Genomic DNA, 14,452 nt, shown 5'->3' on the forward strand with positions numbered 1-14,452 from the left:
TAAAACACTAATATAAGACAATAACATAATATGTTTTTGCCTTGCCTTCAAACAAAAGTAAGCACAAGCTTCCTTGCTCGCCTCTCGATAAAACCAAGGGATGAAGCATCATCCCTTTTAGCAAAGACTATTGGCCTACCCTTTGCTTCGTCACCACAGCGTTTTACCCCTAAAAACAACCAAACGCGATAACGCTATGATGGATAAGTGACAACACAGGGAATTTTAATCTTGAGAGCAACAATGAAAATAATACTAGATGATCTAAAAGGGCCTGAAATTGCAGCACTTTTAACTGAGCACCTTGAAGATATGCGAGCAACCTCGCCGCCGGAAAGTGTGCACGCATTAGACTTGGATGGCCTGCGCCAACCCAATATTCGCTTTTGGACACTGTGGGATGGCCGAAATCTGGCGGGCTGCGGTGCACTAAAATGGTTAGATTCCGAGCATGCGGAGATCAAATCGATGCGCACCGCCGCCACCTACAAACAACAAGGGATAGCTTCTAAGGTATTGCAGCACTTGATCAATGATGCCAAAGCCGCAGGTGTGCAGCGCCTCAGTTTAGAAACTGGCTCAATGGCCTTTTTCCAGCCCGCACGTTCTCTCTACGCTAAGTTTGGCTTCGAGCTGTGTGGCCCCTTTGCCGATTACACGCTCGACCCCAATAGCCTGTTTATGACCAAAAAGCTCTAGGCCTCTGCACACATCAATCCACTAAGGTAGCAAACCTCAGTCTAGACCTAGCCACAGCTAAGCTTTTGCCTGTTTAGTTGTGGTTAAGGCGCGATGCTTGTGCCAGTAATGCATTAAAAATCCGAGTAATAATCCCCAGAAGGCGCTGCCAATCCCCAATACACTCACACCCGATGCGGTGACGAGAAACGTAATCACCGCCACTTCTCGCTCGTCGTTATCCGCGAGCGCTGCGGTTAGACTGTTACCTATGGTGCCAAGCAGCGCTAATCCTGCAATCGCGAGCACTAACTCCTTCGGAAATGCGGCGAAAAGGCCAACTACAGTGGCGCCGAGTAAACCAGTGATAAAGTAAAACACGCCGCCCCACACTGCCGCCCAGTAACGGGTCGCGGGATTTGGGTCAGCTTCTTTACCCATACAAATCGCCGCCGTAATGGCCGAGAGATTAAAAGCAAAGCCGCCAAAGGGGGCAAACAATACGCCCATCAGACCCGTCACAGTAATTAATGGCGAGATAGGCGGGCGATAACCATGGCCGTGAAGCGCTGCCACCCCAGGCATATTTTGTGAGGCCATAGTCACCATAAATAAGGGCAGCGCCACGCCCACTACGCTGGTGACAGAAAACGCAGGCGCTATCCATACGGGAGCCGCGAATTGCAGCTCAAGCTTATCGAGTTGCAGTAGATCCAATTGATAACTCATCCCTATCCCCGCTACGAGGGTGAGCAACATAATGTAACGCGCCGCAAAGGGCTTAAGCACAACAAACACTAATAACATCAATAGGATTAAGCTCAGTTGAGTCTGCATGGCTTGGAACAGTCCTAAACCAAACTGCAGTAAAATCCCTGCTAACATGGCCGAAGCGACAGACTGCGGCATGATACGAATAAGCTTATCCATCCAGCCTGCCAAACCGCAGAGGGTGATCAACAAAGAGCTAATCAGGAAGGCACCGACGGCTTCGTGGATACTCAATCCCGCCAGGCTGGTGACCATCAACGCCGCCCCGGGGGTCGACCATGCCGTAAGCACCGGATTTTTATAGTAGAGAGACAGGCCAATACTGGTGAGCCCCATACCGACACCCAAAGCCCACAGCCATGAACTCATTTGTGCCGATGTCGCACCCACAGCATCCGCCGCCTGCAGGATAATCACCGCCGAACTGCTATAGCCCACCAGCACGGCAATAAAGCCCGCCGATATTTTTGATAGTCCCAAAGCCTCGCGCCACATCATCCCTACTCCTAATCCTACCTTTGCCTCGAGCATCGCACCATCTTGTACGCTATAACGCACAAGGTGGACAAGATAGCACCTGTGCGTTATAACGTACAAATAATTTTTTAAGTATCAGACCACAATGCAGACCATCAACAGCTATCTTGCCGCGACCCTAAAACAACTGCGCAGCCAAAAGGGTTGGAGTTTAGATAAAGCGGCACTCGAGACAGGCGTAAGCAAGGCCATGATAGGCCAGATTGAGCGCGGCGAATCTAGCCCCACTATTGCTACCTTGTGGAAAATCGCTAGCGGTTTTAATACCTCACTCTCAACTTTTCTGGAGCCGACACCCGAGAGCCAAGGCGCGGTCTTTCGTAACGCCGATGCATTACGCCAAAAGCCTGCAACCGACGGCATGTTAGTGGCGTCGCTATTTCCCTTTGAGCCACGCTTTGGTTTTGAGATGTTTGAACTCACCCTATTACCGCACTATGAGCGTCTCTCCGAGCCCCATGAGGCGGGCGTGACCGAGCATGTGATCGTGCTCAGCGGCACCATGGAGGTATTAGTCGATGGCCAGTGGCAGCCATTACAGCAGGGCGAGGCCGTGCGCTTTGCCGCCGACAAACCCCATGGCTACCGCAACTTAAGCGATCACCCCGTGGTGTTTCATGATCTTATCCACTATCACAGGGAAGCGCCTGCCACCGAGTAACGCCGACAAGCCAAGCACCCAACAGATTGCCGCTTGCGCTCACCAATTCATTAGAATAAACTTATTGAAAATTTTCTAATCATAGAGGCAAAGCTATGTTTCAATCTTTACTGGCTAAATTATCTGGTAGCAGCAACGGTGAAAAATGTTGGCAATTGATTGATCAAGGTGCGCGCGTTATCGATGTGCGCTCACCAGAGGAGTTTGCCTCAGGTCATTTGCCTCAGGCCATCAACGTGCCGCTGCCAACACTCGACCAATGGTTGCATCAGGTTGACAATAAACAGCATCCGTTTGTGCTTTACTGCGGCGCAGGTATCCGTGCCCAAAAGGGCTGCGATATTCTCAAAGCCAACGGTTTTGAATGTGTGATCAACGGTGGTTCGCTAAAAGATTTAGTCTGCTGCCAGCCAAGCTAAAACCTAAGCAAAGCAACCATGCGTGAGGAGGTGCAGATGACAACAAAGTGCCCGCACCCAACTAGCGGCGAACAACCGCCGCAGCCCAAAGTGGTTCGCGAAACCCGCTACAGCGTAAGCCATAACCGTGGCCAAGCAAGCACTAAGGTTCGCTATATCGAAACCAGCGCTATCTCCCTTGGCTGCAAACTGTGCGAATAATTGTGTTCTGCGCAAACAAAAATGCCAGCATTTATGCTGGCATTTTTTATTATCTTTACTATTAAACCGCTAACTTATCGATACTGGCTTTAGCTTCGCTGATACCTTTTTGGTTGGCTTCTGGGCCCATGTTCAGCGCTTCAGCATATACCACTTCCACGTCGGTGATACCGATAAAGCCGAGGAAGGTTTTTAAGAAAGGCACAATGTGATCGGTTGGGCCATCTTTATGGGCGCCACCACGGGTGGTGATCAACACGGCGCGTTTGCCTTCTACTAAGCCTTTAGGACCGTTTTCGGTATAAGTGAAAGTCACACCGGCACGGGCCACAAAATCAATCCAGTTTTTCAGTTGGGTTGGAATGTTGAAGTTGTACATCGGCGCGGTGATCACGATTGTGTCGTTCGCTTTTAACTCTTCAACTAAGGCGTTCGACAGGTCGAGCATCTCTTGCTGACGTGCGGTTAACTCAGCGCCGCCACGTAGGCCAGAGGCGATTTCGCCATCAACCATTGGCAACACATCTTTACCCGCTAAATCGCGAACTGTGATGGTCGCGCCTTGGTCTTCCCATTTACCGATCAGGTGGTCAACTAACAAGGCAGATTGTGAATAACCGCCAAGAATACTGGATTTTAACACTAGGACTTTAGACATAATCTGCTCCGAAAATTGAAATTTGGGGGAGTCTTTCAGCTTGCTCTCGACTCTATGGGCTTAGTTTATTAGCCCATAAAAAAGAAAAAAAGCGGATAAAATTTGAGATTACTTTCTAAAAAATAGAATGGTTGAATTAAGGGCTAGCAAAGCTAGCCCTTAATTTATGGAGATGCATCACTCGAACTATTGAGCAAAATAATAGTTGTATTCACTGATTAGCTGGGAAAGCTCAGGCGAGTTTTGAATATCAACCATAAACTTATCAGTCGTGGTCATCGCCCATGCCAAACTCTCTTTATCTAGGCTATACATTCCCTCATTGGAGTACATGTTGTGAGCCTTGGTAAAATTTTCACGGTAACTGACGCTGGCAATCACCTCATTGTGAACCCTAAACTCATACGTCAGCACCAAATCATTATTGGTCACCATAGGTAACAGCCCTAGGGAGCCACCCGCTAAAATCGCCGAGGTTAGCCCAGCGGCTTCTCCCCCTGCTGTAGGTTCCATTTTATAGGTCACAATCAGTTTTAATGGATTGCCGATATTCTCTTTATCCATTTTTTCAAATAATGGGATGCCCTTGAGTTTGTTATAAAAGTCAGTTGAATCAATGGTACTAATAAAAAATACTGGTGGAAGTACCGTAGTTTGTGCTTTAACAAATGGGCTAATGAGCAACAAAGCCAGTATCAAAATACGAAGCATAAATAGCATTGGAAACATCCTTATTGATAGCAATTTAGTTGAACAACAGCACCAAGTGCTGCCGCATTTGCCGTTCGAATATCGCCCTTCATATTGGTTTCAACCGACTGATAACTAATGCGGTGCTTATCTAAAAAGCGGGCAGCATATTTTGCATCAAGGGCAAAGTTAACATTCTGCGGCAATGCACCCGATTCACGTAGACTCGTCACATTTAAGGTACTGACGGTAATACCTAATAGTTCCCCACCGTCAGAGACAACTGGGCCACCACTTGAGCCGGGCTGGATCGGTGCCGAAAACTGGAATTGCCCCACCGCCCCCTTTAATGCCTCGCGTGAGCTGATATTTCCGCGCGTTAAATTGGGAGAGGCCGCCAATAATCCCTGCAAGGGATAGCCAACATTGGTAATCGCCTCGCCCAAGAAAATCTCTGTACCTTTACGCAATGGTAAGTATTGCTCCACTGGCGTACCCGTACTCACGACCGCTAAATCCAATAAGGTCGAGCTAGCCTCTACGGCCGCATCAAAGGATTTACCGCCAACATTCACCTGTGTCACCATGCAATTTTTGAGTACATGGGCCGCAGTGACAATTTGCCCCTGAGGATTAATATAAAAACCTGTTCCTGTACTGACTGGCTTTTGCATATTTGCCAGCAAATTCGCCGAGACATCCTTCATTGCATACTGTGCAGGATAGGAGCTAGCCGACGGCGTCAACGTGTTTAGCACATCGACAATCACTAATTGAGTCGCACGCAATGCGGCGTTATAAAGACCTAAACCATCCCCTAAATAACCAATATCTGCCTTAAAGGATTTTTGCCCTTCGCGAATGGGCTTATCGGAGCCATTAAATACCCGATAGCTCATGATCATTTCTGCTTTACCCGACTCAAATTTCCACTCAGGATCGATATCGATCAGCAGTCCATACTGACTCGCTTGCGTGCGGTCTAATAACTTAGCATTTGAAAAATAAGCACCAAAACCATCCTTCACGCCATCACTGAGTGATTTTCCTGGATCGACCCAAATATTCCATTTCTCTAAATAAAAACGGTTATTTAACTGCGAATGGGGCAAATAATAAGCAACACTCACATCCACAGGGAGCGTAATAGCTTTATTTAGCACCACACCCTTTGGTAATTTATTGGCATTTAACTTGGTATTGGCGCAACCACTGAGATGAAAACAAAATAGAGCAATAAGCACACAGGAGAGAAATCGCATCGGTTATCCTTAATATCAATGCAAATAGCGCCATACAGCATAAACGTGATAACCGTACGGACCATGGCGTATGCAACTTAAGTTGCATTAAGCCAAAGATTCTATTGCAAGTTAAAGGCAACATCAACGATGAAAATTTACAAAAATCAAACAGTCGCAACTATTTTTTAATGCTTGGAATACTAATATACAGGCCAGAAAACTCAGCGCAGAGCAGGTCTTCACAGTAAAGCTTAACCACAAGTCGAACTTTGGCTTTTCGCCCCACAGATAAGCCCGCTAAACTGGCATCCTGCCATACCACACGTGCAATAGGTTGATTGCGAATGGGCGCTAAGTAACGGATATGGGCATCGGCTAACACTATGTCGCCATCCACATTGAGGAGTTGCTGTTGCAGCCATACCATGCCCCAACCTGTGAGGGTCATAAGGGTATAAATGCTGCCCGCAAACATGGTGTGATGCAGATTGATATTCGGCGCGAGTGGCGCACTCACGCTCAATTCACCATCAGAAAATGACAGCGGCGCTATCTGCATAAACTCACTCACAGGTATAGTGCGGTGCCAGGTCTGGCGTAATTGGTTTAATAATTCGTCCATGTGCATGTCCTTACTGCCGTTGGCACACTGTCCTGTAGGTTAAACCTGTAAATGGAAGGTCACTGGGCCATCGTTGACGAGTTCAACCTTCATATCAGCAGCAAATTGCCCTGTTTCGGTGGTCACGCCCTTGGCGCGGCAAAAGGCGACAAACTCTTCATACAGGCCAAGCGCTTGTTCTGGTGTGCCCGCCCCCGAAAAGCTCGGCCTTAGCCCACGCTCAGTATCAGCGGCCAAGGTAAATTGTGATACCACTAAAAGCGAGCCTCCCGCTTGAGTCAAATTGAGATTCATTTTGCCGTTTTCGTCGGAAAACACTCGATAACTCATCACTTTAGTAGCTAGCTTTTCCATCTTCTCGCGGTTATCTTCCCGCTCAACCCCAAGTAAAACTAACAAGCCCTTATCAATTGCACCTATGGTTTGATTATCTACAGCCACACTGGCGCGGCTGACTCTTTGAATTAAAGCGATCACAACTTTTCCTTTAAATTAAGACTTAACAACGGGCATCAAAGGAATTGGGCGCAGATACTGCTCAATTCCCTCCGGCAAGGACTTAGCGATTTCAGCCAAGCCGCCATCGGTCCACAGCATAAAACGGCGAAGCTCCTCGATTTCGACCTTATCAGCAAAGGTCACAGTACCTTGGATTTGGATCACCGCACCTTGCTCGCGCAATACAAATTTAGCGAAGTTTAGCTTGGCGTTTAGTTCGCCAATCACCGCGGGCAGTTCAGGGCTGGCCTGCAACTGTGGATGCACCGCATAAAAACGGTTCATCAGAATACGGTCAATCCCCGCAGCATTTATACTGGGTTCGAGCATAAAATCATTATTGCCAAATTGCACCGCAACCTTATCCGCCCCGACTTTGGTGGCTAAATAGTTGGCATTAATTAAGGCCTGATACAAAGCATCAGCGGCGGCCTCATTGGTCATTCCCGCCAATTGCACCACTTTAGGCGCCACAGGGGCGCGAGCCTCAGTCGACTCGACAGCTAAAGATGACGATTGAGATTCTGGGGTTGAGGATGAGGTGGCCGCGCAAGCCGTTAATCCTAAAATGGCGGCAATAATCATAGCTAATTTCATGCAAACTCCTGTCGCTTTATCCAAGACCACATGGCTTGAATTTCGAGTGTGACGGCAAGTGAGAGTATTTCACTATTCAACGAATGCCCGCCATCAACAATAGTGTGGATTTGTATCCAAGGGTTATCGATTTTTGCCCCAAATGCGGCTAATAAGCGTGCCGGACAGACGGCATCCTGCGTGCCTTGTAATAGCAGAGTACGCGCAGAGACTTGAGATGTCACCCGTTGTAATACACTGAACATATTGAAGTAATCATTTTGCGCATAGTGCAGCTCAATTTGAGCTAAGGCGAATAGCGGCGGCGCAAGCCGCTTAGGTAGGCCAGTTGGTACGCCCGCTAGGGTTAATTCCCATTGGATCCAACGGCGGGCAAAGTCATGGCGAGTTACCTCATCTTGGGCGTTAAATCCTAGCTGATAGTGCGTAAATAAATCCGCCAATCCAATAGAAGGCGCGGCAAATTCACGGTATGCCTGTGGATATAACTGCGCTGCGCCCGAGGGCGCATAGAGCCATTCAATCCCTTCTTTTGATGGAATAAACAGCGCCCATAATACTTGAGCTATTACCCGCTCCGGAAATAACCCACTGTAAATTAAGGCTAAGGTGGCGCCAAATGAGCCACCCGCTAAGCACCAACGCGCTATGCCTAAGTGAATGCGAATCGCCTCAATATCGCTGATGAGTCCATTTAAATGATTGTGTTCCAACTCGCCAGCGGGCAGTGATTGCCCCGCACCACGTTGATCTAACAGTAAAATCCAATAGTGCTCGGGGTTAAATAAACTGAGCTCACTCACACTAGCGCCTGCGCCAGGACCACCATGCAGATAAAGCAGCGGGATACCCTGCGGATTACCATATTGAGCGAGGTGTAACTGCTGCCCATTGCCCATCATCAGCCAATCACGGCGGATAAAAGCGGCAAGCGGATGGGCATCAGTGATCATAGGTGGGATAAGGCTCGCTGAATGTCTTGGTGAATGATAACTTAGCTACGGCTTATCCAGTGTAGTCGATGAAGGCGCGTTTGCAGCGAGTTCACCAGTCACCTCAAGCACTTGGCTTGCTTGGGCAGATGTGGTTTCGGGCTCCGCGGCGGGTGTATCCTGCACCGCTAAAGGCTGCCCCTCGAGGTTAGTTTCGTTGATATCGCTGCTGGACTCATAGTCCAAATACTCGGGCATGGCGGCGGTAATTTCGGCGCCCAGCAGCACGATCATCCAAGATAAATATACCCAAACAAATAGAATAGGAATGGTCGCCAGCGCACCATAAATGGCTTCATAACTTGGAAATTTCGTCACATACAAGGCAAAACCTTTTTTCCCCAACTCGAATAGCAAGGCCGCCACCACTGCACCGAGTAGTGCGTGCCAAAACTTCACCTTTTGATTCGGCACCACCATATAGAGCAGTAAAAACGCAGCCACCGAAAATAACAGCGGCAAACGTTCGATAAACAGCGGCATTACGCCAGATAAGGTGTCGCCCTCAAACAGCTTTAACGACACCACATAGGAGGTCGCGACTAGGCTCGCCCCCACCAGCACAGGGCCTAAGGTAATCACCATCCAATACATGGAAAAGGCCACGACCACAGAACGTTTTTCCTTAGTGCGCCAAATATTATTCAGTGACTTATCAATGGCGGAGATAAGCATAATCGCCACCACCACTAAGGCCGCAATCCCCACCGCAGTGCCTTTAGAGGCATTACCCACAAATTCATTGATATAGACTTGTACCGTATCGCCCGCTGCGGGTAAAAAATTCTCGTAAACGAAGGCTTCAATTTGGCCGCGGATCCCCTTAAACACAGGAAACGCCGACAGCATAGACATAGTCACCGCCACCATAGGGACGAGCGATAATAGGGTGACATAGGCCAAGTGGCCCGCACGAATATTGATTTGATCTTCTACTAGGCGCTGGCGTAAATGCAGCAGGAAGTGCCAAATCCCAAGGAGTAAGACTCGAATTTGTGCCAGATCTATCTTCTTAGTCACGGGTTTCTCTTGATTCTGTTGGTATAGACTCGTTATCTTCGTACAATAAACACTTAATTTACAAGTCTAAGGAGTGAATTGATGTCACAACAAGGATCCACTGGCAATGTTATCGCTGCAATCGCTAGTCTGTTTTTCCCCGGCCTAGGCCAACTGCTACAAGGGCGAATTTTGGCAGCATTGCTATTCTTCGTAGTCACTGTAGTCGGCTACGCCCTTTGGTGGTTAATTGTGCCCGCGGTAATTGGTGCTATCTTTCACCTCTGGAGCATTATCGATGCGGCGCGTTTTAAAGCCGACTAACTTCATCTGACTCAGTGACGGAATACCCAATGAAAAGATTGATCACCTCTAGTCTGATAGCGGCAACGCTATTGCTGACGGGCTGCCAGAGTGCCTATTACGGTGCCATGGAAAAAGTGGGCTACCACAAGCGCGACATTATGGTCGACAGAGTGAAAGCCGCGAAAGAATCCCAAGAGGATGCGCAAAAAGAGTTCAGCTCAGCACTCGAGGAGATGCAAGCCCTACTCAACCACAATGGTGGCAACCTCGAAAAGGCCTATAACAAGGCTAAAGATGAATACGAATCAGCCCAAAGTGCCGCCGATAATGTAAGTAATCGCATCAACAAGGTCGAAGATGTTGCCGAGGCGCTATTCGATGAGTGGCAAACGGAAATTGGTGAGATCAGCAAAGCGAGCCTACGCCGCAACAGCGAAACTAAGCTCAAGGAAACCCGCCGCTCCTACGAGCAGTTGATTAAAACCATGCGCCGCGCTGAATCTAAAATGCCGCCCATTCTCACCGCCATGAAAGACAATATGCTGTATTTAAAGCATAACTTAAATGCCCAAGCGATAGGCGCGATTAAAGGTGAATTTGCCAACTTACAAACGGATATCTCAGGCTTAATCAAAGAGATGAATAAATCTATCAACGAGTCTACTCGATTTATCGAGGCCCTTGAGAACTCAAAAGGGTAAGGCCATTTAGCTTGCTCAAACTGGCTGTTAATTCCGTCAAACCAATCTGAATTAACAGCTTAGCACTGATGCTCTAACCCTCTAAACACTTCGGCAAGCTGCGATGGCGGTTTGCTGTTGATGTTATCCTCCCTGCATTCCCAGTTTCGTTTGTGCAAGGCTAAGATTTTTAGCTTTGTGAGCGATGGCGCGCTTTAGTGTGATGATTCAATCAATATTGGATCTAACGCACAAATTCACTTTAGGCTCATAAACTTATCTACAAAAGATTGCTCAGATTGAATACGTGTATTCTATTTGCAGTATTAACATGACCTTTATTGAATCCCTTACCCTAATGTTGGCCCTAATGTATATCGCCTCCCTAAGCTATTGGAGCGGTAAAAAATGGGGAGCAGTGACCACCTTACTCCTGAGTGTTGGCGCAGTGGCGATTAGCCTCTACTGGCCCTTGGCGCTCGCCCTAATCATTGCCTTGCCCCTTGCACTTATTGCCCATAAGTTTGCTCCGGTGGAGTATAAGGCCGAGATAAAAATCAACGCCCTGCGTGAAGGTTGCCAACACCTGCTCGCACTCTCGTTGTTTTTAGTCGCCATCCAATACTGCATTAATGCTATCCAACTCAAACAAGGGGTCACGCCTTGGTTAATGCGCCCTGATGTTGTTGATGCCTTTTTGCCCATCGCCGGCGGGATTGAATTAAAAGCCATATTGACGCTCAACCTGTGGGACCAAACCCATCCCGCCGCCGCTGTGATGCTCGCCGCAGTGCTACTCACAGGCCTACTCTGTAAACGCGCCTTTTGTGGCTGGGCCTGCCCCTTAGGACTCGCCGGCGAATACCTCTACGCCTTGCGCAAACGCTTTATCAAAGCAGAACTTGCGCCACCCGCATGGCTAGACTGGCCACTACGGATGCTAAAATACTTATTACTGCTGGGACTGTTTTATGTAGTGATCGGTATGCCAAGCGAGTCGATTCCCTATTATCTGCAGGGTAACTACCACAAAATTGCCGACCTTAAGATGGCACTGTTTTTTATCACACCAGGGCTTATTACCTTAGCCTGCTTTGCACTTATCCTCGTCCTCGCCGCATGGCGTCGCCAAGGTTTTTGCCGCTACTTGTGTCCCTATGGTGCCATGCTCGGACTATTAAGCTTTGCCAGCCCACTCAAAATCCGTCGCGATACTCAGCACTGCTTGATCGAAGCCAAGGGCATGAAGTGCGATAAATGCACCCGCGCCTGCCCAGCCAACATCATAGTGCATACCAAAACCACGGTTCGCAGCGACGAATGCCAAGCCTGTATGCGCTGTGTGGCGGCCTGCCCTAAATCGGCGGCACTCGGTTTTGGCCTTAAATCGGGTCACAGAGTTAGCCATAAAGGATTGTTAGTCTTGTTATTATTGGCGCTCTTCCTCCTGCCACTCGGCGCTTATTTAGCCGGGTTCTGGCATAGCCAAACACCGGACGCTATCCGCATGGAACTTATCCAAGTGATTGACCGAGTGGGCCATTAACTCTCTGATTTGTTAATAAGAGACATAAAAAAAGGTGCAGTTTAAGCTGCACCTTTTATGGTCACGATAAGCTTGAGTGCCAGTGACTAAGCCAGATCGAACCTGTCAGCATTCATTACCTTAGTCCAAGCCGCCACAAAGTCATGCACAAACTTCTCCTTGGCATCATCCTGCGCATACACCTCAGCATAGGAGCGCAAAATCGAGTTAGAGCCAAACACCAGATCGACGCGGGTAGCGGTCCACTTCACTGCGCCAGTTTTACGCTCGACTATCTCATACAAATTAGTACCCGCAGGCTTCCAGTTGTAGGCCATGTCGGTAAGATTCACAAAGAAATCATTAGTTAACACACCCACTTTGTCGGTAAACACGCCGTGGCGTGTACCGCCATAGTTAGTGCCCAACACCCGCATGCCACCAACCAGCACAGTCATCTCATGGGCGGTTAACCCCATAAGTTGAGTGCGATCGAGCATCATCTCCTCGGGCTGAACTATATAATCCTTTTTCTGCCAGTTACGATACGCATCGTGCAAAGGCTCAAGTACGGCAAAGGATTCCACATCGGTCATTTCCTGCGTGGCATCACCACGGCCAGGCATGAAAGGTACTGTGATATTGACTCCCGCAGCGTGGGCGGCCTTTTCAATCGCCGCAGCGCCACCGAGGACAATCAAGTCGGCAATACTGACCTTTTTGCTTAAGCTTGCCTGCAATGCGCTCAACACCTGCAATACTTTTTGCAAACGCTCGGGTTCGTTGGCCTGCCAATCTTTTTGTGGCGCTAAACGGATCCGTGCGCCATTGGCGCCACCGCGGAAATCCGAGCCTCGGAAGGTGCGCGCGCTGTCCCACGCGGTTGCGACCAATTCGGAAACACTGAGTCCCGAGGCTAATAATTTCGCCTTCAGGTCGACAATCTCACTGGCATCTAAACGGTAATCGACGCTTGGGATCGGGTCTTGCCAAAGCAAATCCTCATTCGGCACCTCAGGCCCCAAGTAGCGGCTCTTAGGCCCCAGATCGCGGTGAGTTAACTTAAACCAAGCACGGGCAAATACCTCGGAGAAATAGGCGGGATCTTGATAAAACTTCTCGGAGATCTTGCGATACTCGGGGTCCATTTTCATCGCCATATCCGCATCGGTCATGATGGGGTTAAACTTGCGATTAGGGTCGCCCACTGAGACGACTTTATCTTCCTCTTTAATATTAATAGGTTCCCACTGCGAGGCGCCCGCTGGGCTTTTTTTCAATTCCCAATCGTAATTTAACAGTAGGTGAAAATAACCGTTATCCCATTGAGTGGGATGAGTCGTCCAAGCGCCTTCGAGACCACTAGTCACGGCATTTGCACCCGTGCCTGGGCCTTTTTTGTTGAGCCAGCCTAACCCTTGCGCCTCAAGATCTTCGCCCTCGGGTTCAGGGCCAAGATCCTGTGCCTTACCATTGCCATGGCATTTGCCCACCGTATGGCCACCGGCGGTTAAGGCCACAGTTTCTTCATAATTCATCGCCATCCGTGCAAAAGTGACACGCACATCTTGGGCGGTGCGCAGGGGATCGGGTTTACCATCAACCCCTTCTGGATTCACATAAATCAGCCCCATCATTACGGCGGCTAAGGGATTTTCAAGGTCACGCGCGCCCGAATAACGGCTGTTAGGATTATCACTTGGCGCGAGCCATTGTTTTTCAGAGCCCCAATAAATGTCCTTCTCTGGGTGCCAAATATCCTCACGGCCACCGGCAAAACCAAAGGTTTTTAAGCCCATAGACTCGTAGGCCACATTGCCCGCGAGGATCATTAAATCCGCCCACGAGAGCTTGTTGCCGTATTTTTTCTTAATCGGCCAGAGTAAACGGCGCGCCTTGTCTAAGTTGGCGTTATCGGGCCAGCTATTGAGTGGGGCAAAGCGTTGATTACCCGTCCCCGCACCGCCACGGCCATCGGCAATGCGATAGGTTCCCGCAGAGTGCCATGCCATGCGGATCATCAAGCCACCATAATGCCCCCAATCGGCTGGCCACCAATCTTGGCTATCGGTCATAAGGGAATGTAAGTCCTGCTTCACGGCAGCGAGATCAAGGGTCTTAAAGGCTTCACGGTAATTAAAGTTGGGATCCATGGGATCCGTCTTCTTATCATGCTGATGCAAAATATCGAGATTAAGTGCCTTAGGCCACCAATCCATATTGTTGCTGGCAACGGCTGAATTTGCCCCATGCATCACGGGGCATTTACCTTGAGAGTGTTGAGTCTTGTCCATGGAATATTCCTTTACTTATGGCTAACGAAGAGAATGACCCTATAAGGCATCATTAGGCTAATCAGGTTTGGACGTCTTCT

At 48.8% G+C, this 14,452-nt stretch carries 17 protein-coding genes; 7 read left to right on the top strand and 10 right to left on the bottom strand.

The genetic code is table 11. The features are described 5' to 3' along the window. The first annotated feature begins 243 nt into the window (after positions 1 to 243). Positions 244 to 699, top strand: a complete 456-nt coding sequence (locus tag M0413_RS06285) for a GNAT family N-acetyltransferase (RefSeq protein ID WP_249553500.1) — start codon at positions 244 to 246, stop codon at positions 697 to 699. A gap of 57 nt (positions 700 to 756) precedes the next feature. Here M0413_RS06285 and M0413_RS06290 read toward each other — a convergent pair whose 3' ends face one another. Continuing rightward, the gene (locus M0413_RS06290; protein ID WP_249553581.1) at positions 757 to 1,944 is read right to left on the bottom strand and encodes a benzoate/H(+) symporter BenE family transporter; all 1,188 of its coding nucleotides are present in this window, start codon (positions 1,942 to 1,944) and stop codon (positions 757 to 759) included. 127 nt (positions 1,945 to 2,071) lie between these two features. Here M0413_RS06290 and M0413_RS06295 point away from each other — a divergent pair, with 127 nt between their 5' ends. The 3 genes from M0413_RS06295 to M0413_RS06305 all read left to right on the top strand — a co-directional run bounded on the left by M0413_RS06295 (position 2,072) and on the right by M0413_RS06305 (position 3,267). Beyond that, positions 2,072 to 2,647 carry a helix-turn-helix domain-containing protein gene (locus M0413_RS06295; protein ID WP_037425002.1) on the top strand — a complete coding sequence of 192 codons (576 nt, stop codon included), beginning with the start codon at positions 2,072 to 2,074 and terminating at the stop codon, positions 2,645 to 2,647. A gap of 95 nt (positions 2,648 to 2,742) precedes the next feature. Beyond that, positions 2,743 to 3,066 (top strand): rhodanese-like domain-containing protein, encoded by a 324-nt coding sequence (locus tag M0413_RS06300; RefSeq protein ID WP_037425005.1) that lies wholly within the window; start codon positions 2,743 to 2,745, stop codon positions 3,064 to 3,066. A gap of 36 nt (positions 3,067 to 3,102) precedes the next feature. Then, positions 3,103 to 3,267, top strand: coding sequence for a hypothetical protein (locus M0413_RS06305; RefSeq protein WP_249553501.1), 165 nt, complete (start codon positions 3,103 to 3,105; stop codon positions 3,265 to 3,267). A gap of 61 nt (positions 3,268 to 3,328) precedes the next feature. On the opposite strand, the gene azoR is transcribed toward M0413_RS06305, so the two are convergent. The 8 genes from azoR to M0413_RS06345 all read right to left on the bottom strand — a co-directional run bounded on the left by azoR (position 3,329) and on the right by M0413_RS06345 (position 9,588). After that, complete coding sequence (gene azoR / locus M0413_RS06310) at positions 3,329 to 3,925, bottom strand: FMN-dependent NADH-azoreductase (protein ID WP_037423238.1); 597 nt, start codon at positions 3,923 to 3,925, stop codon at positions 3,329 to 3,331. Positions 3,926 to 4,111: 186 nt separating this feature from the next. Next, positions 4,112 to 4,645 (bottom strand): hypothetical protein, encoded by a 534-nt coding sequence (locus M0413_RS06315; protein ID WP_037423235.1) that lies wholly within the window; start codon positions 4,643 to 4,645, stop codon positions 4,112 to 4,114. A gap of 11 nt (positions 4,646 to 4,656) precedes the next feature. Continuing rightward, the gene (locus tag M0413_RS06320) at positions 4,657 to 5,877 is read right to left on the bottom strand and encodes a S1 family peptidase (protein WP_249553503.1); all 1,221 of its coding nucleotides are present in this window, start codon (positions 5,875 to 5,877) and stop codon (positions 4,657 to 4,659) included. A gap of 160 nt (positions 5,878 to 6,037) precedes the next feature. Continuing rightward, positions 6,038 to 6,481, bottom strand: coding sequence for a thioesterase domain-containing protein (locus M0413_RS06325; protein WP_249553505.1), 444 nt, complete (start codon positions 6,479 to 6,481; stop codon positions 6,038 to 6,040). 39 nt (positions 6,482 to 6,520) lie between these two features. Then, positions 6,521 to 6,958 carry a D-aminoacyl-tRNA deacylase gene (dtd, locus tag M0413_RS06330; RefSeq protein ID WP_047539725.1) on the bottom strand — a complete coding sequence of 146 codons (438 nt, stop codon included), beginning with the start codon at positions 6,956 to 6,958 and terminating at the stop codon, positions 6,521 to 6,523. Between the two features lie 15 nt (positions 6,959 to 6,973). Then, a complete protein-coding gene (locus M0413_RS06335) occupies positions 6,974 to 7,576 on the bottom strand; it encodes a hypothetical protein (protein WP_047539722.1) in 603 nt (200 codons plus the stop codon). Then, positions 7,573 to 8,529: an alpha/beta fold hydrolase gene (locus tag M0413_RS06340; RefSeq protein ID WP_156143218.1), complete on the bottom strand. Its 957-nt coding sequence runs from the start codon at positions 8,527 to 8,529 to the stop codon at positions 7,573 to 7,575. Before M0413_RS06340 ends, M0413_RS06335 begins: the two co-directional genes overlap by 4 nt. A 45-nt stretch (positions 8,530 to 8,574) precedes the next feature. Continuing rightward, positions 8,575 to 9,588 carry a virulence factor BrkB family protein gene (locus M0413_RS06345; protein ID WP_047539720.1) on the bottom strand — a complete coding sequence of 338 codons (1,014 nt, stop codon included), beginning with the start codon at positions 9,586 to 9,588 and terminating at the stop codon, positions 8,575 to 8,577. An 81-nt stretch (positions 9,589 to 9,669) separates the two neighbouring features. On the opposite strand from M0413_RS06345, the gene M0413_RS06350 reads away from it, so the two are divergent. The 3 genes from M0413_RS06350 to M0413_RS06360 all read left to right on the top strand — a co-directional run bounded on the left by M0413_RS06350 (position 9,670) and on the right by M0413_RS06360 (position 12,099). Further along, positions 9,670 to 9,891: a hypothetical protein gene (locus tag M0413_RS06350; RefSeq protein WP_037423215.1), complete on the top strand. Its 222-nt coding sequence runs from the start codon at positions 9,670 to 9,672 to the stop codon at positions 9,889 to 9,891. A gap of 29 nt (positions 9,892 to 9,920) precedes the next feature. Continuing rightward, positions 9,921 to 10,574 (top strand): DUF2959 domain-containing protein, encoded by a 654-nt coding sequence (locus M0413_RS06355; protein WP_249553507.1) that lies wholly within the window; start codon positions 9,921 to 9,923, stop codon positions 10,572 to 10,574. Positions 10,575 to 10,884: 310 nt separating this feature from the next. Further along, positions 10,885 to 12,099 carry a 4Fe-4S binding protein gene (locus tag M0413_RS06360; protein WP_172588048.1) on the top strand — a complete coding sequence of 405 codons (1,215 nt, stop codon included), beginning with the start codon at positions 10,885 to 10,887 and terminating at the stop codon, positions 12,097 to 12,099. An 86-nt stretch (positions 12,100 to 12,185) separates the two neighbouring features. Here M0413_RS06360 and katG read toward each other — a convergent pair whose 3' ends face one another. Beyond that, entirely contained in the window at positions 12,186 to 14,372 is a 2,187-nt protein-coding gene (gene katG / locus M0413_RS06365) for a catalase/peroxidase HPI (protein WP_249553509.1), read from the bottom strand. Between the last annotated feature and the right edge of the window lie 80 nt (positions 14,373 to 14,452).

The organism is Shewanella sp. 8A (genome assembly GCF_023475945.1).
Taxonomy (GTDB): Bacteria; Pseudomonadota; Gammaproteobacteria; order Enterobacterales; family Shewanellaceae; genus Shewanella; species Shewanella xiamenensis.